Here is a 24,067-nt window from a genome sequence, read left to right on the forward strand (position 1 = left end):
CAACGGGGGAACGGGTGAAAAAAACGCTGAAAACCATTGGTTTGGGATGTTTGGGTGGCCTGGTGGCCACCCTTTTTTCGCTGCCGCTGGCGTGGATGCTAGGGGCGCTGTTCATGGTCATGGGCGTTTCGCTGGCAGGCGTTCGCACCGGGGTAGACAAGCGCTTGCATCGCGTGGCCATTGCCCTACTGGGACTGTTCATCGGTAGTCGTATCCACGCGGACGAGCTGGTGAGCCTGGTGCAGTGGTACCCCAGCGTGCTGGCCATGCTGGCCTACATGGTGCTGATGCTGGCAGGAGGGTACTGGATCTTTGCTCGTGCCCGCGTCGGCAGCCTGAACGCCATGTTCTGTGCCTACCCAGGCAGCATGAACTCGGCCCTGGTGCTGGCCGAGCGTGCCCATGGTGACCTGCGCTGGATCGCCATTTCTCACTCGCTGAGGCTGGTCACCGTGGTATCGGGCGCAGCGCTGCTGGCCAGCCTGTTCGTCGACAGCGTGGCCTTGCCGCCCTCGGCCGAGCCGCTGTCGCTCATGGGGGTGCTGCCACTGCTGCTGGCTCCTGCTTGCTGGTGGCTGGGTCGCCTGATCCGCTTGCCGCTACCGGAGTTTCTGGGGCCGATGGCGGCAGGTGCCTTGATTGCCAATGTGGGCGTAGCCTACACGCTGCCCAATGAAATCCTGCTGGTGACCTTTCTGGTGCTGGGCTCCTCGGTGGGCTCGCGTTTTTCAGGCACCCACTGGAAACAGGTGGTGCGGGTAGGGCGGTTCGGCATGCTGTATGCGCTCTTTGCGCTGGTGGTGGCCGCGTTGATGGCCTGGCTGGTGGCCAGCGTCACGTCATTGCCGTTCGTGGCGGTGATGCTGGCGCTGATTCCGGGGGGCGTCGGGGAGATGGCGGTCATCGCCATGGTCATGGGGATCGACCCGGTTTACGTGGTCTCTCACCATATTCTGCGGCTGCTGTTGCTGATCTTCATGACGCCGCTGATGATCCGCCTGACGACGCTGGCAGCACCGGAAACGCCACCGTGACTTCCAGCCCGCCCTGAGGGCGATTGCGCACGGTAAGCTGGGCGCCGTGGGTAGTGGCCACCTGTTCGACGATGGCCAGGCCAAGGCCGCTGCCCGGTGCATGGGCGTTATCGCGGAAAAACCGTTCGGTGAGCTGCGGCAGCCGGGCGGGGTCCACCCCCACGCCGTCATCGTGCACGCTGAGTCGTACCGTATCGGCGTCATGGGTGAGGCCAATGGTAATGGTGCCCTGGTAAGGGAGCGCGCCGCCCGCGTGGAGGCTGGCGTTATCGATCAGGTTGATCACCAACCACTGCAGCAAAATGGGGTCGCCATGAATGGAGGGCAGGGACTCGGGCTGCTCGAAGGCCAGCTCCTGGCCCTTTTGGTAAATGCCGGTGGCGACCTGCTGGCAAGCCTGCTGGCATAGTGCGATCAGGTCAACGGCCTGCAGCTGGGTGAGTTCGAACAGCTCACTGCGGGTCTTGGCGTATTTCAGCAGCTGTTGCACGGTGTGCCCGGCATGCTCGGCAATGCGCTGAATCTCCAGCAGGTTGGCCCTGTTGGCGGGTGATTGCTCGCTCTTCAGGGTCATTTCCGTGAGTGCCCGAATCTCTGAAATGGGCGTGCGTAGCTGGTGGGAAACGTCGGCGTTGAGCTGTTGGGTGCTGGTAATACTGCTTTGCATGCGTTGCATCAGGTAATTGATGCTTTGCGTCAGGGGACGTATTTCCCTGGGCACGCTGTCGCGGATGGGCTGCAGGTCGTGGGGCGAGCGCTGGCGCAGTGCGCGGCTGATGGCGTTCAAGGGGGCAAGGCCACGGTGGATGGCGAGGAGCGCCAGCGTGATCGCCAGCAGCCCGGTCACCGCCGTGAGCCCGGCCAGGGTGACCATGAAGTCGTGGGTCAATGAGTGCCGGGTCTCTTTTGATTCCGCCACGATGACTTCGATGTCCACGACATCACGCCCGCGGCGAAAAGGGAAGGTCAAGGCCACGGCCCGCAGCTCGTTGCCTGCGTAAGCCACGTCGTAAAACAGCGGCGCGTCGAGGGAGTCGGGCGGATCGCCCAGCCCTTGAAAACCGGCAATCATGCCCCCCTGGGCTTCCCGGATACGGTAGAAAATCTTGCCCTCCCCACGACTGCCCAGCGTGCTGATGCTGAAGTAGTGCATGTTGATGCGTAGCTGGCCATCGGCGGTATATACCCGACGCTCCAGGCGCTGGGCGGCATTCAGCAGCATGGCGTCGAAGGCTTCGTTGATCTGCTTGCTCAGCAGCAGGTAGCTGGAGAGCAGGGCCAGGAAGGCCAGGGCGGTGAACGGCAAGGCAATCCACAGCAGCAGGCGACTGCGGATGGAGCGGGGTGTCTGGGTCAAGGCGCGCCTTCCTCCGAGGCGGGTGGGGCCAGGTAATAGCCCAGCCCTCGCACGGTTTTCAGGCCGAAGTCATGGCCGATCTTTTTGCGAATACGTGAAATGTAGGTTTCCACAGCGGCGTAGCTGATGGCTTCATCCGTCGAGGAGAGCCGGTCGATGATCTGGTCCTTGCTGACCAGCCGATTCTGATTGATCAGCAGGTATTCGATGACCTCCAGCTCACGGCGGTGTAGCGTGAGGGCCTGGCCGTCCACGCGCAGCTCCATGGCATCCGGAAAGAACTCCAGGCGCCCGCAGCGCAAGCTCTCACCGCCAAAATGCTTGGCTCTTCTGACCAGCGCGCGGGCTCTGGCGGCTACCTCGTTCAGCGAGAAGGGCTTGCACAGGTAATCGTCCGCACCGACTTCCAGCCCCAGAATGCGCTGGTCCAGGGTGTCGCGGGCGGAGATGATCAAGACGGGAATGGTGTTCTGCTGGTGGCGCAACAGGCGCAGCAACGACATGCCATCGAGCAGCGGCAGCCCCAGGTCGAGTACCAGCAGGTCATACCCCCCTTGCTGCAGCATGAGCAGCGCTTTTTCACCATCGCAGGCCACGTCGATGGTGAAGCTGGCCTCTTCTAACGTCGAGGCAATCGAGCGCGCAAGATTGTCGTTATCTTCTACGATGAGCGCTTTCATGGTGCATTGACCCGTAGCGGTGCCCAAGTGCGCCTGTCGACCTGCCAGGCTTACCCTTCGGGCTGATATTTGTAACCCACACCATACACCGAGCGAATGATTTCCTGCTCGGGCAGGGCTTCGGTGATCTTTTTGCGCAGCTTCTTGATATGGCTGTCGACGGTACGTTCGGACACGATGCGGTTGTCGCGATACATGTGGTCCATCAACTGCTCGCGGCTGAAAATACGCCCCGGCGACTGCATCATAACGCGTAATAGCTGAAACTCCACGGCGGTGAGCCCCAGGTCCTGGCCATTGACGAGGGCCTGCCAGCCCTCTTCATCCAGGGTGACCGGCGCTTGCCGTGTGGTCGGGGTGTGGCCGGTGGCCTCGGCAATGGCTTGGCTGCGGCGCAGCACGGCCTTGACCCTGGCCACCACCTCGCGGGGGCTGAACGGCTTGCAGATGTAGTCATCGGCGCCCAGCTCCAGCCCCAGCAGCCGGTCCACCTCCTCGACCTTGGCCGTCACCATGATGATGGGCAGCAGCGGCCACTGCTGGCGTATTTCCCGGCACAGGGTGAGGCCATCCTTGCCGGGCAGCATGACGTCCAGCAGTACCAGCGCCGGTGAGTGCTGGGTGAGCCAGGGCATCACGTCGCTGCCATGGCCGATGATGGTGGGGGCGAAGTTATGGCTGCCAAGGTAGTCCGCCATGAGCCTGGCAATTTTGGGTTCGTCTTCGACGATCAGCAGGGATGCTTCCTGGGTCATGGTCAACTCGCATTCAGTAAGGGTCAGAAGAAATCAGCGGAAAGCGCAGTGTCCAGGCCAGCCCGCCCAATGTCGAGGCGCTGGCTTCCATGGTGCCCCCGTGAGCACTCACCAGGGCGCTGGCAATTGACAGGCCCAGGCCGCTACCGCCGCTGGCACGGTTACGCGACCCCTCGACCCGATACAGGCGTTCGGTGAGCCGCCCCAGCTCGCTGTTGGGGACGCCGGGGGAGCTGTCCTGCCAGACGATGACGGCCTGACCGCGCGCGCAGCCGAGCGTGACGCGCAGCGCCCCAGGCGATTGCGTATAGGCACAGCTATTGTCCAGCAGATTGCTCCACAGCTGGCGCAGGCGTTGGGCATCGCCGCGAATCATGATGTCCTCTTCCAGCTGGCAGGTCAGGCTCAGGCCGCTCTGCTCCAGCCAGCGGTCGGCGTCGGTCAGGCGGCTGCCCAGACTGTCGCTCAGGTTCAGCGGGGCCAGCTGGATGTCCAGCGCTCCCGCATCGCTTTGCGAGAGCAGTCGCAAGTCGGAGACCAGGCGCTCCAGCTGAGCCACTTCCTGGGCCAGCGAGCTCAGGTTTTCCTGATTCAGCGGGCGAATACCATCCTGCATGGCTTCGATTTCACCGCGCAGTACGGCCAGCGGCGTGCGCAGCTCATGGGCCGTGTCCGACACCCAGCGTGCCCGGGCCTCGCGGCTGGCTTCCAGGGTGGCCGCCAGCACGTTGAAATCCCGGGCCAGGCGAGACAGCTCATCGCGGCCGCGTTCGGGCAAGCGGGTATGGTAGTCGCCTTCGGTGAGCCGCAGGGTGGCACCGGCCAGCGCCCGCGTGCGTCGGCCCAGCCACCAGGAGAGTCCGCCAGCCAGCAGCAGAGAGGCCAGGCCCAGCGAGACCACGATCAGGATCAGGTTGCGCTGCTGGCGCTCCAGAAAGCGGCTCTCCATGCGCTCCATCATCTCCTGGGGCGGGCGAAAGCCGAGGGCGCCAATGGCTTCACGCTGGCCATTGGGCGCCAGATCGCTGTAGAGGGTCATCCAGTGCCAGTTGCGGGAGCCCCGTGGAGTATCGCTGGGGGGAATGATGGCGTGGCCATCGGCATCCTGTAGAGCGAAATCCTGCGCCTCCCCCAAGGGAGATGGCCGATCACGATGCTCCTGGCCCAGCTCGAAGCGCACGATGTAGGGCCAGCGGTCGGGGGCCTCTTCCAGCCACGCCCAGCTGTTCTGAGTTTCCCAACGGGTAATGAGGCCGTCGGCCAGCAGCGTGGCACGGCGCTCCTGGGCCTGGTTCAGGTAGTCGAGAAAGCCGCGGTCGATACTGTAGGTGACCGCCAGAAATACGCTGGCGGCAATGGCCACATTGACGCTCAGGATGGCCGCGAACAGCTTCATGCCCAGCCGCGAAGGGCGCCACTGGCGCAGGCTATGTAACGCCTTCATGGGTTAGCCCTCTCGGGTTCGGGAGGGGGCGGTGCGCTGAGGCGTTCGCGCAGATTCTCCAGGCTGAGATAGAGGCAGGGCACCAGAACCAACAGAATGACCGTGGCGAATAGCATGCCAAAACCCAGAGAGATGGCCATGGGAATCATGAAGCGTGCCTGTCGCGAGGTTTCCAGAATCATCGGTGCCAGCCCCAGGAAGGTCGTCAGTGTGGTCATCATGATTGGCCGCAATCGGCGTGTGGCGGCGGCCACGATGGCTTCCCGAGGCGCCATGCCTTCGCGCCGCTTGCGGTTGGCGTAGTCGATCAGCACCAGGGCATCGTTGATGACCACGCCGGACAGCGCCAGCATGCCCAGCAGGCTGATGATCGACAAGCCAAAACCCATCAGCATATGTCCCCCAATGGCACCTACGATACCAAACGGAATGGCGGCCATCACCAGCAGCGGCTGCAAGTAGCTTCGGAAGGGAATCGCCAGCAGGGCATAGAGTGCCGCAATCATCAGCCACATGGCCTTGCGCAGCGTGGCCAGGTTGTCGGCGGTATCCTGCTGGCGGCCACCCATGCTGACTTCGAGGCCCGGCCAGGTATTGCTGAGGGTGGGGAAGACATCCTCCTGCAAGGTGGCGAGCACCTGATTGATGGCCTGGTCGCCCTCGGAGTCGGCGGTGACGGTGATGATGCGCCGTCCGTTGATGCGTTGCAGGCTGCTGGACGCCTGGCTGAGGGTGATGTCGGCCACCCGCGACAGCGGCACGCTGAGCCCCTCGGGGGTGCGTACGGGAAGCCGGTACAGCTCACTGAGACTATCGCGAGAGGCTTCCGGTAAGCGCACTTCGACGCTGACCTCTCGGCGGCCGATGAACTGCTCGACGGCGGTGGCGCCTTGCAGCGGACCACGCAGGGCCTGTGCCAGGTCACTGCCGGTCAGCCCCAGCGAGCGGCCTTCGGCCGACAGGCGCATTTCCAGCTGTGGCTTGCCGTCACCCAGGCCGCTGTCGATGTCCGTCAGCCCGTACTCTGCCAGCTGTTCGGCCAATCGTGTGGCGGCTGCCTCCAGCACCTGGGTGTTGGGGTGAGAAAGCCGCAGGCTCAGCGCGGCGCCGCTGCCGGGGCCGCCAAAGTCGGATTCGAAGCGGACCGATTGCGCGCCCAGCAGGTCGCCGGTCAGTTCACGCCACTCGCGGGCAATGCGTGAGGGTGGCCAGCTCTCCAGGCTTTCCGAAGCGATGTCGAGGCGTACGGAGAGGCTTTCGCCATCCAGACGGCTACGGGTGCTGGTGAAGCTCAACCCCTCTTCACGCTCGCTCAGGGCCGTGGCGGCGTCCAGCAATTGCTGGCTCAATTCGCGGCTGACGCTGATGTGGCTGCCAATCGGCAGGGTGACGCTGGCCTGCACCTGGTCGGATTCCACCCGGGGCATCAGCGAGAAGCCCAATCGGCCGCTCATGGCCCATGCTAAGGTGATCGCCAGCAGCGCCACGCCCAGCGAGACGGTCAGCAGGCGCTGGTTCAGTGCACCCTGCAGAAAGGGCTCGAAGCGCCGGTAGGTGAAATGATGCAGCCCCTGCTGCATGCGTAGCCGCACGGCCTCCAGAGGGCGCTGCCAGGCTGGAGTTTGCCTCGGCTTGTTGGCGTGGGCCAGGTGCGCGGGCAGGATCAGCAGCGCTTCCACCAGCGAGATCACGAAGACCGTGATCACCACGACCGGCACCGTGGCAAAGATCAGCCCCAAAAAACCGGGCAGGAACAGCAGGGGCAGAAAGGCCACGATGTTCGAGAGGATCGCAAAGGTGAGCGGCGTGGCAATTTCCTGGGCGCCCTTGACCGCCGCATCGCGGAACGAGTAACCCTCTTCGCGATAGCTGTAGATGTTCTCGCCCACCATGATGGCGTCATCGACGACGATGCCCAGCGCAATGATGAATGCGAACATCGACATCATGTTGAGCGAGACGCCTATCCAGGGCAGGAACAGCATGGCCCCGAGAAACGCCGTGGGAATGCCCAGCGTCACCCAGAACGCCAGTCGCGCTTCGAGAAACAGCGCCATCAGCACCAGCACCAGCGCCAGGCCCATCCAGGCGTTCTTGAGCAGCAGGCCGAGCCGGTCTTCGTAGACTTCCGAGCTGTCCCGGGCGATGTCCAGGCTCACGCCGTCGGGCAGGTTGGCGCGCAGCCTTTCCAGCTCGCCGCGTACCGCGTTGGAAATGCTGGTCGGAGTCTGGCCGCCAATCTGGTACACATCCACCGAGATGCCTGGCTGGCCGTTGTAGAACTCCTCTCGGTCGGTTTCGGCAAAGCCTTCACTAACCTGGGCAATGTCACGCAGCAGCACCGGCGAGCCCTGGGCCGTGGTCAGAATGGGCAGCTCGGCGAACTCTTCGGCGCTATTGCGGCGCCCCTGGTAGCGGATCAGCCATTCGCCCTCGGCGGTGGTCAACTGGCCGCTGGCCAGATCCAGTGCTTCGGCGGCGATGCGGCTGGCCAACTGCTGATGATCGAGCCCGTAGCGCTCAATGGCTTCATCGTCCAGGTGCACCTGGATTTCCCGGTCCCGGTTGCCGGAGAGCTCCGCCCGGGAGATGCCGCTGGTGGCCTGTAACTCGGCCCGCACGTTCTCGGCGGCGTCGTGCAGGGCTTCCTGGCCCACCCTGCCGTACACCTGCAGGCTGACGACGCTGCGCGAGCGGCCTGCCAAGGTAATGCGGGGCGGGTCGGCAGCGGCGGGCAGGGTGGTAATGGCATTAACGGCCTGTTGAATGTCCTGGTAGGCGCGCATCACATCCACGCCGTCGATCAGCGTTGCGCTGACCACGCCGCTGCCTTCGCTGGCGCTGGCGGTCATCTCGTCGATGCCTTCCACGTTGGCGATGGCGGCTTCCATGGGCAGCAGCAGGCTTTGCTCGATATCTTCCGGGGTGGCGCCTGGGTAGCTGATGGAGACCTGGACGATTTCCGTTTCGAACTCCGGAAAGACCTCTTTCTTGATGGCCATCGAGGCCATCAGGCCGCCCACGATGAACAGCACCATCATCAAGTTGGGGGCAACGCCGTGATCCACCATCCACGCCAACGGGCCTTTACGCATCATTGAGCGCTCTCCTGATCACGTGCCGGGGTGTCGCCGCGTTGGCGCAGGCGAACTTCCTGCCCCTCGCGGGGCTGCGCCAGGCCTGCAACGACCACGCGCTGGCCCGCTTCCAGGCCCTCCCGGATCAGTACGTCATCCTGGCCGCGATAAGCGAGAGTGACGCGGGTACTGCGCAAGCGGTTGTCGTCGTCCACCCACCAGACCTGCTCGCCGGGGCGAAGCGCGGCAGAGGGTAGCCTGATCAGTGGCTCCTGGGCCCGGGTGTGGAAGGTGAGCCGCATGACGTCGCCCAGCCGTAGGGCGGGACCCTCATGATTCAGGGCCAATGGGTCGTTCACGGCAATCAGCAGCTGGGCCTGCAAGCCGTTCTCTTCCAGGTTGGGCAGCACGGAGAGCAGCTCGCCCTCCCGTTCGGCCTGATCGGGCCAGCCTTGGCTGGTGAGCGTGACGCGACCGCCACTCTCCAGCCAGGCCAACGTATCGCCGGGCAGCGACGCGCGTACCCAGAACTGCTCGACACCCACCAGGCTGAGCACTTCGGTGCTTTGGCTCAGCAGGCTGCCAGCCCCCACCAGGCGCTCCTGAACCATGGCGCGCCAGGGCGCCGTGAGGGTGGCTCGTTCCAGGTTTAGCGCCGCCTGGTCGCGGACTACGCGCGCCTGGGTCAGCTGCGCCTGGGCCTGGCGCAGCTGGGGTTCACGCAGCACCAGCGCACGCCGTTCGGCGCTGAGCTGCCTGCCGAACGACTCGTACTCACTGCGGGCGCGCTGCTGTTCGGCCTGCTCCAGGGCCAGCTGGGCTTCGGCGTTTGCCAGTTGAGCCTGGGCATCCTCCAGTGCCAGCTGCAGGTCGGCCTGGTCGATGTAAGCCACCGGTGCTCCCTGCTCGACCACACGGCCGGGCAGTACGCCTTCGGCAAAACGTTCAAGCTGCCCGGCCACGCGGCTGGCCAGCAGCGTCGACTGTTCCGCTTCGACACGGCCAAAGCCACTCAGGGTAGGCGACTGTTGGCGCTGTTCGACGGTCATCACGTCGACCACCGGGGGCACGGGCGGTGGCGGTGGCCTGCGCTCTACCCTGGGTGGCTGGCTGATGATCCACCAGGCCACGGCAAGGCCGCCTGCCAGTACCAGCAAGGCGGCCAGGGCACCCAGGCCCAGGCGGCCTTGCTGTGAGGAGGCAAAAGAGCGAGGTGGAGTCATGGCCGGGGGGTATCCATTGGCTGAAGGCAAAAATGCCCGAGAAGTGGCAAGATCGTGCTAGCATCACCGATTCCTACGCAGCGATTAGGCAAGCATTGTGCAAATAGCGTGCAACCCAAACGCTGACGCGGTTTCCGATACCTGTCATCATTGACGTGAAAAACCATAGACTTCCTGGTCTGCATGACGCTATGAAAAACACCGCCACGCGCGATAAGTTGATTGATACCGGCGCTGAGCTGATTGCCCAGCAGGGCTATAACGCCACGGGTATCAATGCCGTTCTAAAAACCTGCGGTGTACCCAAGGGTTCGTTTTACCACTATTTTGCCAGTAAAGAGGACTTTGGTCTGGCGGTGATCGAGCGGTTTGCCAGCCAATACGATGCCAATCTGGCCACCTTGATGGAAGATTCGGCCGTGCCGCCCCTCGAACGTCTGCGTCGCTACTTCGCGGCAGGTAGGGCGCATATGCTCGACTGTGACCACTCCACGGGCTGCCTGATCGGCAACCTGGGGCAGGAGCTGGCGGGCCAGAACGACACCTTCCGCGATGCGCTCAACGTGGTCTTCCAGCGCTGGGAAAAACGCCTGGTCACGTGCTTGAGCCAAGCGCAGGCAGACGGCAGCGTGCCGGAAGCGTTGTCACCTGACACGCTGGCCAGCTTCATTCTCTCGGGGTGGGAAGGTGCCATCCTGCGCGCCAAGACGCTCAAGTCGCTGGCTCCCATGGAGCAGTTCGAAGCCATTCTGTTTTCCCACGTGCTGACGACTGCGACGCCACCGCCTCGTTAATGGCGCGCACGAAAATGGTACTCCCCTGCGGCGATATCGTTCTGAATGGCGGCCAGTAGCGCCGCATCCAGGGATGGGTCGTCCAGTGCCAGTAGCCCGCACTGGGCGAGCGCTTCGCGCAGGCTGGTCTGTTCATCCAGCCGCTGATACACCACTCTCACACAGCAGGGCATGCGCTCGCTGTTGTCTGCCACGCCCATCTTCAGCCCCGTCAATCGCGTTACCTGGCTTTGAAAGCTGGGAAACAGAATGGTCTGGGTGATCTCGTGACCGTTCAGAGTTTCGTGGTCGATCAAGAACAGCCGGTCCGCGAGTTTGACTGCCGCCCCCACATAGCGGTTATGGCAGGGGCGTTTGCCGGGGGCCACTGGCATCTGCGGCGACTACCGCGCCAGCGCGACTATCGATTTAGAGCACGATCAGGCGGATATCGACGCGGGTGTGAAGCTCACCTGCCCGATCAACGTGATGTGGGGTGCCCAAGGCGCGATTGAAGCCTGCTTCGATGCCTTGGCTGAATGGCGCAAGGTAGCGACGCAGGTAGAGGGCAAGGCGCTGCCCTGCGGGCACTACATTGCCGAGGAGGTTCCTGACCTGCTGCTGGAAGAGGCGCTGCCGTTCTTGCTGGATCCGCAATAAGCGATTCAAGCGACTGCCCAAGACGAAGCGGGCAAAAAACTGGATAATGGCCGCCATTCGCCTGATGCGTTGGCGCTCAGGCACACTCATTACTCCGGACGCCCGCTTATGGAAATCAAAGTTAACTATCTCGACAACCTCCGCCTGGAGTCCAGGTTCGACGACTTTACGGTCATCTCCGACCAGCCGATTCGCTACAAGGGCGACGGCTCGGCCCCTGGCCCGTTTGACTACTTCCTGGCGTCGTCGGCCATGTGTGCCGCCTACTTCGTCAAGGTGTACTGCAACGCGCGCAATATTCCCACCGAGAACATTCGCCTGTCGCAAAACAACATCGTCGACCCGGAAAACCGCTACAAGCAGATCTTCAAGATTCAGGTCGAGCTGCCGGAAGATATCTCGGAAAAAGATCGCGAAGGTATTCTGCGCTCCATCGACCGCTGCACGGTGAAGAAGGTCATCCAGACCGGCCCCGAGTTTCAGATCGAGGTGGTCGAGAACATCGACGAAGACGCCCAGGCGCTGCTGATGGGGGCACCCGAGGGTGGCAGCACCTTTATCCCCGGCAAGGACCTGCCGCTGGAGCAGACCATCGCCAATATGAGCGCGATTCTGGCGAACCTCGGTATGAAGATCGAGATCGCCTCCTGGCGCAATATCGTGCCTCACGTGTGGTCGCTGCATATCCGCGATGCGGCGTCCCCCATGTGCTTTACCAACGGCAAAGGCGCGACCAAAGAGAGCGCGCTGTGCTCGGCGCTGGGCGAGTTCATCGAACGCTTGAGCTGCAACTTCTTCTACAACGATCAGTTCTTTGGCGAAGAGATCGCGAACAGCGAATTCGTGCACTACCCCAATGAGAAGTGGTTCAAGCCGGGGCCGAATGACGAGCTGCCCGCCGAAATTCTCGACGAGCACTGCCTGGCGATTTACAACCCGGAAGGCGAGCTGGGTGGCTCGAACCTGATTGATACCAACTCGGGCCGTGAAGACCGGGGCATCGTTTCGCTTCCCTTTGTGCGCCAAAGCGATGGCGAAACGGTCTACTTCCCTTCCAACCTGATCGAAAACCTGTTCCTCAGCAATGGCATGAGCGCGGGCAACACGCTGGTGGAAGCTCAGGTGCAGTGCCTTTCAGAGATTTTCGAGCGGGCGGTGAAGCGGGAAATCCTCGAACAGGAATTGACCCTGCCCGACGTACCGCAAGAAGTGCTGGCCAAGTACCCCAGCATTGTCGAGGGCATCAATGCCCTGGAAGCCCAGGGCTTCCCGGTGCTGGTGAAGGATGCCTCCATGGGCGGGCAGTTCCCGGTAATGTGCGTGACGCTGATGAATCCGCGTACCGGCGGGGTATTCGCTTCCTTTGGTGCCCACCCAAGCTTCGAGGTGGCGCTGGAGCGCAGCCTGACCGAACTGCTGCAGGGGCGCAGTTTCGAAGGCCTGAACGACCTGCCGCTGCCGACCTTCAATTCCCAGACCGTCTCCGAGCCGAACAACTTCGTCGAGCACTTCATCGACTCGGTGGGCGTGGTCTCCTGGCGCTTCTTCAGTGCCAAACCCGACTTCGAGTTCAGCGAGTGGGACTTCTCCGGCAGCAACGAGGAAGAAGCCGAGACCCTGTTCGGTATTTTCGAGGAGCTGGGGGCCGAAGTGTACATGGCGGTACACGAAGACCTGGGCGCACCGGTGTGCCGCATTCTGGTGCCGGGCTACTCCGAGGTGTACCCCATCGAAGACCTGATTTGGGATAACACCAACAAGGCGCTGGATTACCGCGAAGATATCCTCAACCTGCACCGCCTGGACGACGCACAGCTGACCGATCTGGTCGAGCGGCTGGAAGAGAGTCAGATGGACGACCACGCCGATATCATCACGCTGATCGGTATCGAGTTCGACGAGAACACCGTGTGGGGCCAGCTGACCATCCTTGAGCTGAAGCTGCTGGTCTACCTGGCGCTTGGCCGTCATGAAGAGGCGCTGGACTGCGTGCAGATGTTCCTGCAGTACAACGACAACACCGTCGAGCGTGGCCTGTTCTATCAAGCCGTGAACGCGGTGCTGGAGATTGCCCTGGACGACGAGCTGGCGTTGGACGACTACCTGCCCAACTTCCAGCGCATGTTCGGCGAAGCCACCATGGCGGCGGTGGTTGGCTCGGTGGATGGCAGCGTGCGCTTCCACGGCCTTACTCCCACCAACATGCAGTTGGAGGGGCTGGAGCGCCACCAGCGCCTCATCGAAAGCTACAAGAAGCTTCACGCGGCCAGGGCGGCAAACGCGGGCATTGCGTGCCCCTAATCGGTGGTAATGATGTTACGGATGTAGGGGTTGGCGATGTATTAAGCACTCCGTAAGCTAAGCGTTATCCACGCCCTGGGCAGTAAGCTTTCCCACATATCTCGGGATAAGCCGACCCCTGGGGCGTTTTTCGTTTGAAGAAGGAAAAGAAGCCATGCCTACAGCAATGTTGATCGATGGTGGCTATTTTATTAAGCAGTTCAAGCGGATATTGTGATCAGCTCTCAATGTACCGCGACCCGGTAGGCCGCAGCGAACTTGTCCGCCATATCCGCGAGACGCTTGTCTAGCGTCCATAACTGCGTATCGGGCGTGATAAGTGTTGAGGCAAGTAAGCACATGTCGACTAAGCCGCAGCCCAGGCCATAGAGCTTTTCACGTTCGATGAAGTCCATCACCTCCGACAAACTAGCCTGATGACAGGGCCGCAAGAGGGCAACACTCTTTAGCGTTTGAGTGCGCGGGGAGGGAGGTGTCCCGCAGGCAAGCTCAGCTAAAACCATGGGGTGGTTGAGCACAAGATCTTTTTCGATCAATCCGATCAGGGCATCGTTTCGTTTTCTGAAATGATCCACCCAGACCGATGTGTCGACTAGCACGTTCATTGCGTTGAAGGCGCCTCGCGACGGCGGGGTATGTCGGGCATCTCTGGCGCAGTCCCACCCAAGGCTGCAAGGCGTCGACCGGCTTGCACGCGGACATAGGTCTTCATGGCCTCGCGAAAGAGGTCTGACGGTTTATCCATTCCCGGCTCGGCAAACGCCAATGCCTGCTCGTAGAGCTCATCGTCAATGGTAACAGTGGTTCGCATCGTTCACTCCTGCCTGGTCGTGCACTCGCTTGCATCGATATTGATGTTATTTAACGTCAATCGGTGCATCTTCACAAGTGGGCATCGCAGTAACATCATCAGATGACTGCTCGGTACATTCTCTCTAGCAGTCTGTCGGACTTGAGGTTAATGGATGAGCTGAGGCGTGGGTTCTTCACCCCCCCCTGTGTTGGTGTTGGTGTTGGTGCTGTTGTGTGGCTCTTAACCTGCCCCTCAGCTTCTGCAAGGCGGTTCTGACGCCTTGCCTGCTGGCCGGTTGGGCGCGGCGAGCCCTCAGCCCGCCGTCAACCGGTGCATCCGCTTGATATTCCACGCCATGGTGGCCAATCGCCACTCGCCGCTGACCTTATCCAGTCCGCGTAGCGAGAACTGCCGGAACCCCATCACGTGTTTGATGATCCCGAAGACCGGCTCCACGGTATGTTTGCGCAATGCGTAGAGCGCTCGGCCCGCCTGCGTCTTCAAGCGGTGTGCCATCTGTTCGACGGGGTCCTCGCTCTCCGGGGCAGGCGGATCCGCGGCGAAACGTTCAAAGACCGGAAGGTGATGGACGTCTCGCTTCATCGCCAACAGCGGTTCGATACCATGGTCATGGCAGGCCTGGATATTGCTGGCACTGAAGTAGCCGGTATCACCCAGCAGGTGGTCAGGTTTTCCCAGCGTTTCCGGGTAACCTTGCCAGGCCGTCAGTAGCGGCATGACTTGCTGCTTGTCATTGGTCGCCTGCGTGACGTGGACATGGGTCACCAGCAGACTCTCGGTATCAACCGCGGCTTGGGCGTTGTAGCACTGATCAAACCCCTTGCCGGTGACCGGCATGATGCGCGACTGCGGGTCGGTGAAATTGATCTGATCCTTGTCACGCGGGCCACCAGTGGGCGGTTCGGGGTCACGCCCACGGGGCTTCTTGCCGGCCTTGCGCTGCGCCTCCCGCCGCGCCACCTTTTCCTGATAGGCGGCTTGCTCGGTGGCGTCCCGCTCCTCGGCGCGCGCCTCGATCTTGGCCTTCGCCTCAGCGATGGCCGCCAGGCGGGCTTCACGGCGGGCAATCTCGGCGGGGATATCCATGCCGTCGGCCGCGTCCTCCTTGTCCGCCGACTCGGCCCGCTCGGTCAGCGCTTTCACCTCTGCCCTGAACTGTGCCTCCAGCTTCTTGGCATGGCCATACGACAACGCCTTGTGCTTGCTGGCGTTGGCCTTGAGCTTGGTGCCGTCCAGGGCGATGGTGCCAAGCTTGAGCAGCTTCATCTCGCGGGCCAGCAGCAGCACCTGTACGAACAACTGTTCCAGTTCCGGCAGAAAGCGGCGGCGAAAGGTGGCCAGCGTGTCATGGTCGGGATGGGTATTGGCGGCCAGGTAGCGGAACGCCACCGAGTCATAGGTGGCACGCTCGATCTTGCGGCTGGAGACCACCCCGGTGGCGTAGCCGTAGATCAGCAGGCTCAGTAGCACCGCCGGGTGATGTGCCTTGGAACCCCGCCCCATGTAACGCCGGGTCAACGTCGAGAGGTCCAGTTGTTCGACAACATCGACAACGAACCGCGCCAGGTGACCATCGGGCAACCACTCGTCTACCGAAGGCGGCAGCAGGTAATCGGTCTGGCGATCCACAGGGATGAAGCGGCTCATGGCGATCTTCTCAGCTCGGCGATGACGGTGGTCAGTATCTCACGGTGCAACGGAAAGACCGACAGGCTGCTAGCAGTCATCATCTCGCGGGGGCTGTATACGCCTGATGCACTGTGATGCACCCACTGGCGCAGTGAGTGCAACCAACTGCATCGCTGCGCCAAGCGTCATCCCGCTTTTGGCTTGGTACAACACTCTGCGCGCCTTTCAATCGCAAACAAGGACGCGATTACAACCATAACGCCAATATAAAAATGCGGAGACTATCCCATGCTCGATATGCTCAACGACCTCCTCTGGGGGAGGGTTCTGCTCGTATTACTGGTGGGCGTTGGTATCGGTTTTACCGTTGCCTCCCGCTTCGTACAGTTTCGTTATTTTGGTCAGATGTTCCGAATTCTGGGTTCCGGTCAAGCCTTCAAGCGTAATCAGCACGGCCACTTGAGCTCGTTTCAGGCGCTGGTACTGTCGGTAGCGGGGCGCGTGGGCGGCGGTAACATCGCCGGCGTGGCCGTGGCGATTACGCTGGGCGGCCCGGGGGCGATTTTCTGGATGTGGATCGTCGGTTTGATGGGCATGGCCACCAGCTTTCTAGAGTGCACCCTGGCGCAAACCTACAAACAGGCGGAAGGCGACGGTACCTACCGTGGTGGTCCGGCGTACTACATCGTCAAAGGTTTGGGCAAGCAGTGGCGCTGGCTGGCAGCGTTCTACTCGGTACTGCTGTTACTCACCTTCGGTTTTGCCTTTACCGCCTTGCAATCCTATGCCGTTGCCACTTCGTTTGGCGACGCCTTCGGCGTGCCGGTGCTGTACAGCGGTATTGCGCTGGCAATGCTGGTGGGCCTGATCATCTTTGGCGGCATCAAGCGGATTGCTCGCATCTCCGAATTCCTGGTGCCCTTCATGGCCGTGGGCTATATCGCCGTGGCGCTGTTAGTGATTGCCATGAACCTGGGGGATATCCCCGCGGTGATTGCCCTGATTGTCAAGAGCGCCTTTGGCCTGGAGCCGCTGGTGGGTGGTGGGATTGGCGCTGCCATCATGATGGGCTTGAAGCGTGGCCTGTTCTCCAACGAAGCGGGCCTGGGCAGTGCGCCCAACGTGGCTGCCGTGGCGTATGTGCCACACCCGGCCAACCAAGGCATCGTGCAGGCGTTCTCGGTGTTCATCGATACGGTGATCATCTGCTCGGCCACGGCGTTTCTGATTCTGCTCAGCGGCGTGTATGACCCCGCCGCCGGGGCGGGTGTCGAAGGTATCGCGCTCACCCAGGCTGCCTTGGCAGACCACGTGGGCGAGTGGGGCCGCACCTTCGTGAGCCTGGCGCTGCTGCTGTTTGCCTTCAGCACCATCCTCTACAACTACTACCTGGGCGAAAACAGCCTGAACTTCTTCAGCCGTGACAACCAGAACCTGTTCAACGCCTTCCGGGTGGCGATTGTACTGCTGGTGTGCTGGGGCGCGACCACCGATCTAGGCACCGTGTTTGGCTTCGCCGATGTGACCATGGGCCTCTTGGCAGTGGTCAACCTCGTGGCGCTGATCCTGCTGTTCAAGTGCGGCCTGCGCATTCTGAACGACTTTGATCGCCAGCGCCGCCAGGGCATCAAACAGCCGATTTTCGATGCCAACCAGCATCCTGATCTCGATCTGGACCCCAAAGCGTGGGAGCTGGATCCGGAAGAAGCTGAAGCGCTGAAGCAGCGGCTGGAAAGCGCGCCCGCGAAGTAAGTGCGTTTGTATTCAATTCGATAAGGAGTCCCCATGCCCCGCGTCCTCATGCTTTACACGGGTGGCACCATTGGCATGCAGCCATCGCCACAAGGTTATGTGCCCTGCGCGGGGCTGGCCGAGCGCCTGGCGGCACATTTGGCCTTGGGTGACCCCTACCGGCTGCCTGCCTTCGAGGTGGTGGAAATGCAGCCGCTGATCGACAGCGCCGAGCTGATGCCCGAGGCGTGGAATCGACTGATCGCGGCGCTGGAAGCCCACTGGCAGGTCTACGATGCCTTCGTGATTCTGCACGGCACCGATACCATGGCCTACAGTGCGTCGGCGCTGTCGTTCATGCTCGGGGCCTTGAACAAGCCGGTGATCTTCACCGGCTCTCAAATTCCGCTGGGTGAGCCCAGAAGCGACGCGCTGAACAACGTGGTCAGCGCGCTACAGCTGGCGGCTCATCCGGCCACACCCTGCGAAGTGAGCCTGGTCTTCCATGACCGACTGCTACGCGGTAACCGCGCCCGCAAGGTGCGTACTCAAGGCCTGGATGCCTTCGACTCTCCCAACTTCCCCTGGCTGGCCGAGATCGGCATTGGCATCACCTTTCCCCAGCCCTCGGCGCTGCTCAGCGGGGAGCCCAACTTTGCTCCCATCGAACTCGATGACGAGGCGGTAGCGGTGCTGCCGTTGCACCCGGGTATGGCGCTAACGCGCGCAAAAGCGCTATTGGCAGACGACACGCTGAAAGGCGTGGTGCTGCACAGCTACGGTGTGGGGAACCCGCCCAGCTTTGACGGTGCACTGCTCGACGCCTTGAAAGCGGCCCATGAGCGGGGCGTGGCGCTGCTCAACGTCACGCAGTGCGCTCAGGGAGAGGTCATTCAAGGCGCCTACGCCACCGGGGCGGCGCTCAATCAGGCGGGCGTGATCGCTGGAGGAGACATCACGTTGGAAGCCGCCGTGGCCAAACTCATCGTTCTGCTTGGCCGTGGGCTTTCCGGGCCAGCGCTGCGCAAAGCACTCAGCGCAGCGATGCGTGGCGAACGATCTTGCTGATTCAGCCAAAGAACCAGTAACACACCAGAATGGCGGTGGTGATGCCTGCCACATCGGCGACCAGGGCGCATCCCAGTCCATGGCGAATGCGGCTAATGCCTACTGCGCCGAAGTAGACCGCCAGCACATAAAAGGTGGTTTCGGTGCTGCCCTGGAACGTGGCAGCCAGTAGCCCAGGGAAGCTATCGACACCAAAGGTGTTCATGGTCTCGATCATCATGGCGCGGGAGCCGCTGCCGGAGAGTGGCTTTACAAAGGCGGTGGGAAGGGCATCGACAAAGCGGGTATCCCAGCCAATGCCTTCCACCAGCCAGCGAATGCCGCCAAGCCCGGCATCCAGCACGCCGCTGGCGCGCAGCACCCCAACAGCCACCAGCATGGCAATCAGGTAGGGTAGCAGGGTGATGGTAAAACTCAGGCCTTCTTTGGCACCCTCGATAAAGGCGTCATACACCTTCACGCCGCGCAGCGCGCCCACGACCAGGAACATGATCACAATGCTGAACAGCGTGAGGTTGCCAACCAGCGTGGAAGCGGCGGCCAGCGCTTGAGCCGACATCCCCGCCAGCGTGGTGATCAAAAGCCCCAGGGCCAGCGCAGCGGCCAGCAAGTACCCCAGCACCACCGGTTGCCAAAGCTTCAGACGCTGCATGATGGCCACCGCCAGCAGCCCGGCGAGGCTGGATGCACTGGTCGCCAGCAGAATCGGCAGGAACACCAGCGTCGGCTCTGCCGCCCCTTGCTGGGCGCGGTACATGAAAATCGTGACGGGCAGCAGGGTCAGCGACGAGGTATTCAGTACCAGAAACAGGATTTGCGCATTGCTGGCGGTATCGCGGCTGGGGTTCAGGGTTTGCAGCGAATGCATCGCCTTGATGCCAATGGGCGTCGCAGCGTTATCCAGGCCTAGAATGTTGGCGGCAAAGTTCATGCTGATCAGCCCCATGGCCGGGTGGCCGCGGGGCACTTCGGGCATCAAGCGGCAGAACAGCGGGTCGAGCACTCGCCCCAGCAGGCGGATTAACCCCGCCTTTTCAGCAATGGCCAGAAATCCCAGCCACAGCGTCATGGTGCCCAGCAGCACCAGAATGATATCGACGCTGACCCTTGCCATTTCGAACAGCGACTGCACCAGGCGGGCAAACACCTCGCTGTCGCCACCCACCAGCCATTGCCAGAGCGATGCCGCAAAGGCGGCAATGAAAAAGCTTAACCAGATTCCGTTGAGCATGGTGGGTGGGCGTCCTTGATGATCGAAGCAATACGCTAGCTGCGTATCCTACCCAAGGAGCGCCCGCTCACGCTAACCCGACAGCGAAAGAAAGAACAGAATCAGCGGCGGGGAGAGTAGCGAGAGGATAAAGCCGCTGACCACGGCAATGGGCACACAGGCCACGCCGCCATGCTGCTGAATCACGGGCAGGGTGAAGTCCATGGAGGTGGCCCCGCCATAGCCAATTGCCAGCGCGGTGTGGCGGTGGATGACCAGAGGAATCAGTATGAACGCCAGCAGCTCGCGGGTCAGGTCGTTGAAGAACGCTACGCCGCCCATCAGCGGGCCGAGCTGGTCGCCAATCAGAATGGCCGACAGCGAATACCAGCCAAACCCGGAGGCCATGGCCAGGCCTTCGTTCCAACGCAGCGAGAGCAGAGGGGCGGCGGCCAATCCTGCCAACAGCGAGCTGAGCGCCAGGGTGACCGCAATGGCGAGCCCCAGGCGGTTGAGCAGAATCTGCTTGAGCGGCATGCCCGAATTACGCAGCTGGCAGCCAATCAACACCAGCAGCACGTAGAGCACCCACTCTGCCAGCCAGTCCGCCATGGTAAACAGCGTTTCCCCCAGCACAGGGCCGAGCAGCAGTCCCAGCGCCACGCCACCGGCCACCACGGCGACGAGCATCAGCGAGCCGCCCATGGCCGCCAGTTTGCTGGTGGGGGCGTCCTTGACCACGGGAGAGCTCCCCGCGCTCAGGCGTACGCGTCTGGACAGCCACCAGAGGGCGGCAAGATTGAAGAGGGTGGTGATACTGAACAGCAGCAGGGCGTTACCCCCGAGGCGAGACAGCTGGCTACCCAGATTTTCAAGCCCCGCCAGGCTCACCCCCATGAACAGCAGTATCAAGTACACCGAGCCACTGACGGCTCGGTTGATGAGATTCAGCCACGCCGTGGAGCGAACGCGAACCAGATAGCCCAGAAACAGCGGCAACAATACGATCAATAATCCTGAGAGCATCTAGCGTTCATTACCCTCGTCAGGCGTGAAGCGTGTCATGGTGATGGCGGTCTGGCGACGCCCCTCCTTTTGGTACTCCGCAGAGAGGATCAGCCCGGGCCAGTCAGGGTGAAAATTGATCACCAGGTGACGGTCGGGTTTCTCGGCATCTACCAAGGTGACCGGCTGGGCATCGAAATCCCCAGCGGGGACGCTGACGCTGGCCGGGGGATTCAGGTAGTACTGGAAGTGCTCGTCTCGGCCCCGGTGGTCCACGAACGAGATATCGCAAGGCGCTTCTTGGGTGCAGTCTTCATGGCCGACCCGCCGTGACAGGTCGAACAGAGCCGTCTGGCGGTCCAGCGAGTGGATATCGGCTTCGTTCAGCTGGTAGCTGTCGCCCACGCCAAACAGCGAGTAGCTGCTGTTATAGAGCAGCGAGCGTGTGGCGTCATCGTCCACCGCAAAGCGGCTGCGCTCTTGGCCGCGCGCCACGGCCACGGAAAAGCTCATGTCGCTGAGCCAGTGCAGGCCTTCGTTGGATAGCGTATGGGTGATGGTCGCGCCCGGCCAACCACGAATCTCCAGCCGGTACTGTGCTTCGAACGGCTGCGGGGCAGCCCAAGCAACATCCTCGACGGGCTGCTCTGCGACGGCGGCTGTCATGCCAGACATACTCAGGGCACCCACGGCAATGCTCAGCCAGCGGCGAGCCGCAGTGACGTTAATATGACGCAAAGGCCATTCCTCCATTGAATATATGATCCTCAGAGCCCTTGACTCAGCCCTTGGTTCCCCTGCGTCGCTGGCCCGTTCTCAGCAAACGATAGCACTTGGCAAAGTATAACGTGCCGAGCAGTGGGCGTCAGTAGCCCGCCTCAGGGTTGACGGTGGCGAGAGGTTCACCGGCATCGAAGGCATGCAGATAGGAGATGACCTGATCGATGGCGTCATTCAACGGGGTCGGGGCCGCCATATGCGGCGTCACGATCACCCTAGGGTGCTGCCACAGTGGGTGGTTGGCAGGCAGCGGCTCTTCGTGGAAGACGTCCAGCAGCGCACCGCGCAGGTGGCCTGGCTGCTGTTCCGTGCCAAGGGCTTTCAACAGGGCTTGTTCGTCGATCAGACTCCCGCGCCCAGGGTTGATCACACTTGCCCCTGGCGGAAGTTGCGCCAGCCGGGCGGCGTTCAGGATATGCCGAGTGGCCGGGGTATCCGGCAGGATGGTCACGACGCTTTGCACCTTGCTTAACAGCTGGTCCAGGCCCTCGTCACCATGCAGGCAGCGTACCCCGCTGATCTGTTTGGCAGAGCGGCTCCACCCCCAGACCGGAAACCCTGCCTGCTGTAGCGCACTGGCCACGTAGCCACCAATGGCCCCGAGCCCCAGCACGCCCACCGGCCAGTCGGCCTTGTCGGCGACTGGCTGCGGCGCCCACTGGGCGTGGGCCTGCTGTTCGCGGTAGCGGTCCATGCTGCGGTAGAAGTGCAGCACGCCGTATAGCGCGTAGTCGGCCATCAGTTCGCTCATGCCCGCGTCGCGCAGCTTGACGATGGGCACGCCTTCAGGAAGGCCCGGCGTATTGAGCAAGTGGTCGACGCCTGCTCCGAGATTGATGATGCCCTTCAGGCGCGTTTGCTCCTGCAGCAAATGGGCAGGTGCCTTCCAGACGGCCAGGTAATCGGCATTGAGCCGCTCGCTGGCCGGGGCACCGCTGGTCAATACCGTGGCCTGCGGCAATGCGTCGGCAATAGCGGCCTGCCACTGCTCGGCATTGTCGATATGGACGACAATTTTCATGAAGGCTCCTTAGCTGCGGCTTCTGGGGGAAGCTCTATCATGAGCGAGAGAACCCGAAGACCGCAACCCATGCGAGGCGCGTCGCTTCGCGGTCAACGCCTCGTTAGAAGCGATGTTAACGGTCTATGCAATTTTTGACATAAAGGCTTTGACCGCTGACCAAGGAGGGGTGCTAGTATCGGGGCAAGGCGACATTGGCGGGCCAGCAGCGGCGGTGACCAGGTCGATCCTGTGGCCCAGTGCCGCGACTTACCGCGGGCGCTGGTTCTAAGTGATCTTTTATTGGCGAGTTGCCCGATGACAGAGGTTTCCCTGCCTTTCACCCGTGAAGAGTACGCCAGCCGTTTATGGAAAGTGCGTGCTGAAATGGCCGGTCGCGGCATCGATGTGTTGATCGTCAGCGACCCTTCCAACATGGCGTGGCTGACCGGCTACGACGGCTGGTCATTTTATGTGCACCAGTGCGTGCTGGTGGGGTTGGAGGGTGAGCCGGTGTGGTTTGGTCGCCGGATGGATGCCAATGGCGCGCTGCGCACCTGCTGGATTCACCCCGATAACATCACCTATTACCCGGATTACTACGTCCAGAACCCCGACATGCACCCGATGGAGTATCTGGCGCAGTCGATCATGCCCGACCGTGGCTGGCACACCGGCGTGGTGGGCATGGAAATGGACAACTACTACTTTTCCGCCAAGGCTTACCAAAGCCTGCTCAAGGAGCTTCCCCACGCGCGCTTCATGGATGCCAATGCGCTGGTGAACTGGTGCCGGGCGATCAAGTCTCCCCAGGAAATTGCCTATATGCGGGTCGCCGCCAGGATCGTCGAAGGCATGCACTCGCGCATTCTGGAAGTGATCGAGCCGGGGCTGCCCAAGAGCAAGCTGGTGTCTGAAATCTATCGCGTGGGCATCGAAGGGTTCATCGACGAAAACGGCAAGGTGTTTGGCGGTGATTACCCGGCCATCGTGCCCATGCTGCCTACGGGCAAGGATGCGGCGGCGCCACACCTGACCTGGGACGATACGCCGTTCCGCAATGGTGAAGGCACCTTCTTCGAAATTGCCGGGGTGTTCAAGCGCTACCATGCGCCCATGTCGCGCACCGTGTTCCTTGGCACGCCGCCCACCGACTTCATCCGCGCCGAATCGGCCTTGCTGGAAGGCATCGAAAACGGTTTGGCCGTTGCCAAGCCCGGCAATCGCACGGCCGACATCGCCATGGCGCTGGGGGCGGCCATGGACAAGTACGGTTTTGACCGCGGTGGCGCGCGCTGTGGCTACCCGATTGGCATCTCTTACCCCCCTGACTGGGGCGAGCGCACCATGAGTCTGCGCCCCTCGGACGAGACGATCCTGCAGCCGGGCATGACCTTTCACTTCATGCCGGGCCTGTGGGTCGATGACTGGGGGCTGGAAATTACCGAAAGCATACTGATTACCGAAGACGGCTGCGAAACGCTGGCAAACTTCCCCCGCCAGCTGTTCGTGAAATAGCCGCTCGT

At 62.1% G+C, this 24,067-nt stretch carries 20 protein-coding genes and 1 pseudogene; 7 read left to right on the top strand and 14 right to left on the bottom strand.

What is annotated here, in order from left to right; all coding sequences use genetic code 11:
- Window positions 1-14 precede the first annotated feature (14 nt).
- Window positions 15-1,034, top strand: coding sequence for an AbrB family transcriptional regulator (locus tag HSS18214_RS0115815; RefSeq protein ID WP_016916244.1), 1,020 nt, complete (start codon window positions 15-17; stop codon window positions 1,032-1,034).
- On the opposite strand, the gene HSS18214_RS0115820 is transcribed toward HSS18214_RS0115815, so the two are convergent.
- From HSS18214_RS0115820 to HSS18214_RS0115845, 6 genes are read right to left on the bottom strand one after another with little or no spacing between them, the layout of a single operon-like run.
- On the bottom strand, window positions 976-2,391 hold the full coding sequence (locus HSS18214_RS0115820) for a sensor histidine kinase (protein ID WP_016916245.1): 1,416 nt from the start codon (window positions 2,389-2,391) through the stop codon (window positions 976-978). The two genes, HSS18214_RS0115815 and HSS18214_RS0115820, sit on opposite strands and share 59 nt — an antisense overlap.
- Window positions 2,388-3,071, bottom strand: coding sequence for a response regulator transcription factor (locus tag HSS18214_RS0115825; RefSeq protein WP_016916246.1), 684 nt, complete (start codon window positions 3,069-3,071; stop codon window positions 2,388-2,390). The genes HSS18214_RS0115820 and HSS18214_RS0115825 overlap by 4 nt, the downstream gene beginning before the upstream one ends.
- A gap of 50 nt (window positions 3,072-3,121) precedes the next feature.
- On the bottom strand, window positions 3,122-3,826 hold the full coding sequence (locus HSS18214_RS0115830) for a response regulator (protein WP_016916247.1): 705 nt from the start codon (window positions 3,824-3,826) through the stop codon (window positions 3,122-3,124).
- 13 nt (window positions 3,827-3,839) lie between these two features.
- Complete coding sequence (locus tag HSS18214_RS0115835; protein WP_016916248.1) at window positions 3,840-5,270, bottom strand: ATP-binding protein; 1,431 nt, start codon at window positions 5,268-5,270, stop codon at window positions 3,840-3,842.
- Window positions 5,267-8,368: an efflux RND transporter permease subunit gene (locus tag HSS18214_RS0115840; RefSeq protein WP_016916249.1), complete on the bottom strand. Its 3,102-nt coding sequence runs from the start codon at window positions 8,366-8,368 to the stop codon at window positions 5,267-5,269. The genes HSS18214_RS0115835 and HSS18214_RS0115840 overlap by 4 nt, the downstream gene beginning before the upstream one ends.
- On the bottom strand, window positions 8,365-9,570 hold the full coding sequence (locus tag HSS18214_RS0115845) for an efflux RND transporter periplasmic adaptor subunit (protein WP_016916250.1): 1,206 nt from the start codon (window positions 9,568-9,570) through the stop codon (window positions 8,365-8,367). Before HSS18214_RS0115845 ends, HSS18214_RS0115840 begins: the two co-directional genes overlap by 4 nt.
- Window positions 9,571-9,761: 191 nt before the next feature.
- Between HSS18214_RS0115845 and HSS18214_RS0115850 the strand changes: the two genes are divergently transcribed.
- Entirely contained in the window at window positions 9,762-10,364 is a 603-nt protein-coding gene (locus tag HSS18214_RS0115850; RefSeq protein WP_016916251.1) for a TetR/AcrR family transcriptional regulator, read from the top strand.
- Here the strand turns inward: HSS18214_RS0115850 and HSS18214_RS18350 are convergent.
- Window positions 10,361-10,738, bottom strand: a complete 378-nt coding sequence (locus HSS18214_RS18350; RefSeq protein WP_193365627.1) for a hypothetical protein — start codon at window positions 10,736-10,738, stop codon at window positions 10,361-10,363. The genes HSS18214_RS0115850 and HSS18214_RS18350 overlap by 4 nt on opposite strands.
- On the opposite strand from HSS18214_RS18350, the pseudogene HSS18214_RS19305 reads away from it, so the two are divergent.
- Together HSS18214_RS19305 and HSS18214_RS0115860 are read left to right on the top strand one after the other, a co-directional pair.
- Window positions 10,719-11,003, top strand: a pseudogene (locus tag HSS18214_RS19305) (alpha/beta hydrolase); the annotation flags it as partial. The gene HSS18214_RS18350 and the pseudogene HSS18214_RS19305 sit on opposite strands and share 20 nt — an antisense overlap.
- Window positions 11,004-11,111: 108 nt before the next feature.
- Window positions 11,112-13,304, top strand: coding sequence for an OsmC domain/YcaO domain-containing protein (locus HSS18214_RS0115860; protein ID WP_016916254.1), 2,193 nt, complete (start codon window positions 11,112-11,114; stop codon window positions 13,302-13,304).
- A 224-nt stretch (window positions 13,305-13,528) separates the two neighbouring features.
- Here the strand turns inward: HSS18214_RS0115860 and HSS18214_RS0115865 are convergent, their stop codons facing one another.
- The 3 genes from HSS18214_RS0115865 to HSS18214_RS0115875 form a co-directional block, all read right to left on the bottom strand.
- On the bottom strand, window positions 13,529-13,909 hold the full coding sequence (locus HSS18214_RS0115865; protein ID WP_016916255.1) for a type II toxin-antitoxin system VapC family toxin: 381 nt from the start codon (window positions 13,907-13,909) through the stop codon (window positions 13,529-13,531).
- Window positions 13,906-14,115, bottom strand: coding sequence for a type II toxin-antitoxin system VapB family antitoxin (locus tag HSS18214_RS0115870; RefSeq protein WP_016916256.1), 210 nt, complete (start codon window positions 14,113-14,115; stop codon window positions 13,906-13,908). Before HSS18214_RS0115870 ends, HSS18214_RS0115865 begins: the two co-directional genes overlap by 4 nt.
- 294 nt (window positions 14,116-14,409) lie before the next feature.
- On the bottom strand, window positions 14,410-15,765 hold the full coding sequence (locus HSS18214_RS0115875) for an IS1182 family transposase (RefSeq protein WP_016913619.1): 1,356 nt from the start codon (window positions 15,763-15,765) through the stop codon (window positions 14,410-14,412).
- Window positions 15,766-16,035: 270 nt separating this feature from the next.
- Here HSS18214_RS0115875 and HSS18214_RS0115880 point away from each other — a divergent pair, with 270 nt between their 5' ends.
- Both HSS18214_RS0115880 and HSS18214_RS0115885 read left to right on the top strand, forming a co-directional pair.
- On the top strand, window positions 16,036-17,499 hold the full coding sequence (locus tag HSS18214_RS0115880) for an alanine/glycine:cation symporter family protein (protein WP_016916257.1): 1,464 nt from the start codon (window positions 16,036-16,038) through the stop codon (window positions 17,497-17,499).
- A gap of 33 nt (window positions 17,500-17,532) precedes the next feature.
- Window positions 17,533-18,546 carry an asparaginase gene (locus HSS18214_RS0115885; protein WP_016916258.1) on the top strand — a complete coding sequence of 338 codons (1,014 nt, stop codon included), beginning with the start codon at window positions 17,533-17,535 and terminating at the stop codon, window positions 18,544-18,546.
- Window position 18,547: 1 nt separating this feature from the next.
- On the opposite strand, the gene HSS18214_RS0115890 is transcribed toward HSS18214_RS0115885, so the two are convergent.
- The 4 genes from HSS18214_RS0115890 to HSS18214_RS0115905 form a co-directional block, all read right to left on the bottom strand.
- Entirely contained in the window at window positions 18,548-19,777 is a 1,230-nt protein-coding gene (locus HSS18214_RS0115890) for a spore maturation protein (protein ID WP_016916259.1), read from the bottom strand.
- A 72-nt stretch (window positions 19,778-19,849) separates the two neighbouring features.
- Window positions 19,850-20,782 (bottom strand): LysO family transporter, encoded by a 933-nt coding sequence (locus HSS18214_RS0115895; RefSeq protein ID WP_016916260.1) that lies wholly within the window; start codon window positions 20,780-20,782, stop codon window positions 19,850-19,852.
- A complete protein-coding gene (locus HSS18214_RS0115900) occupies window positions 20,783-21,499 on the bottom strand; it encodes a hypothetical protein (RefSeq protein WP_337459493.1) in 717 nt (238 codons plus the stop codon).
- Between the two features lie 127 nt (window positions 21,500-21,626).
- A complete protein-coding gene (locus tag HSS18214_RS0115905; protein WP_016916262.1) occupies window positions 21,627-22,562 on the bottom strand; it encodes a 2-hydroxyacid dehydrogenase in 936 nt (311 codons plus the stop codon).
- A gap of 297 nt (window positions 22,563-22,859) precedes the next feature.
- Here HSS18214_RS0115905 and doeA point away from each other — a divergent pair, with 297 nt between their 5' ends.
- Window positions 22,860-24,059 carry an ectoine hydrolase DoeA gene (gene doeA / locus HSS18214_RS0115910; RefSeq protein ID WP_016916263.1) on the top strand — a complete coding sequence of 400 codons (1,200 nt, stop codon included), beginning with the start codon at window positions 22,860-22,862 and terminating at the stop codon, window positions 24,057-24,059.
- The last annotated feature ends 8 nt before the right edge of the window (window positions 24,060-24,067 follow it).

This window comes from Vreelandella stevensii S18214 (genome assembly GCF_000275725.1).
In the GTDB taxonomy this organism is placed as follows: domain Bacteria; phylum Pseudomonadota; class Gammaproteobacteria; order Pseudomonadales; family Halomonadaceae; genus Vreelandella; species Vreelandella stevensii.

Excerpts from the sequence above, each read along its gene's own strand:
- HSS18214_RS0115825 (WP_016916246.1), bottom strand. The coding sequence starts at position 3,071 with ATGAAAGCGCTCATCGTAGAAGATAACGACAATCTTGCGCGCTCGATT.
- HSS18214_RS0115830 (WP_016916247.1), bottom strand. The coding sequence starts at position 3,826 with ATGACCCAGGAAGCATCCCTGCTGATCGTCGAAGACGAACCCAAAATT.
- HSS18214_RS0115835 (WP_016916248.1), bottom strand. The coding sequence starts at position 5,270 with ATGAAGGCGTTACATAGCCTGCGCCAGTGGCGCCCTTCGCGGCTGGGC.
- HSS18214_RS0115840 (WP_016916249.1), bottom strand. The coding sequence starts at position 8,368 with ATGATGCGTAAAGGCCCGTTGGCGTGGATGGTGGATCACGGCGTTGCC.
- HSS18214_RS0115845 (WP_016916250.1), bottom strand. The coding sequence starts at position 9,570 with ATGACTCCACCTCGCTCTTTTGCCTCCTCACAGCAAGGCCGCCTGGGC.
- HSS18214_RS0115850 (WP_016916251.1), top strand. The coding sequence starts at position 9,762 with ATGAAAAACACCGCCACGCGCGATAAGTTGATTGATACCGGCGCTGAG.
- HSS18214_RS18350 (WP_193365627.1), bottom strand. The coding sequence starts at position 10,738 with ATGCCAGTGGCCCCCGGCAAACGCCCCTGCCATAACCGCTATGTGGGG.
- HSS18214_RS0115860 (WP_016916254.1), top strand. The coding sequence starts at position 11,112 with ATGGAAATCAAAGTTAACTATCTCGACAACCTCCGCCTGGAGTCCAGG.
- HSS18214_RS0115865 (WP_016916255.1), bottom strand. The coding sequence starts at position 13,909 with ATGAACGTGCTAGTCGACACATCGGTCTGGGTGGATCATTTCAGAAAA.
- HSS18214_RS0115870 (WP_016916256.1), bottom strand. The coding sequence starts at position 14,115 with ATGCGAACCACTGTTACCATTGACGATGAGCTCTACGAGCAGGCATTG.
- HSS18214_RS0115875 (WP_016913619.1), bottom strand. The coding sequence starts at position 15,765 with ATGAGCCGCTTCATCCCTGTGGATCGCCAGACCGATTACCTGCTGCCG.
- HSS18214_RS0115880 (WP_016916257.1), top strand. The coding sequence starts at position 16,036 with ATGCTCGATATGCTCAACGACCTCCTCTGGGGGAGGGTTCTGCTCGTA.
- HSS18214_RS0115885 (WP_016916258.1), top strand. The coding sequence starts at position 17,533 with ATGCCCCGCGTCCTCATGCTTTACACGGGTGGCACCATTGGCATGCAG.
- HSS18214_RS0115890 (WP_016916259.1), bottom strand. The coding sequence starts at position 19,777 with ATGCTCAACGGAATCTGGTTAAGCTTTTTCATTGCCGCCTTTGCGGCA.
- HSS18214_RS0115895 (WP_016916260.1), bottom strand. The coding sequence starts at position 20,782 with ATGCTCTCAGGATTATTGATCGTATTGTTGCCGCTGTTTCTGGGCTAT.
- HSS18214_RS0115905 (WP_016916262.1), bottom strand. The coding sequence starts at position 22,562 with ATGAAAATTGTCGTCCATATCGACAATGCCGAGCAGTGGCAGGCCGCT.
- doeA (WP_016916263.1), top strand. The coding sequence starts at position 22,860 with ATGACAGAGGTTTCCCTGCCTTTCACCCGTGAAGAGTACGCCAGCCGT.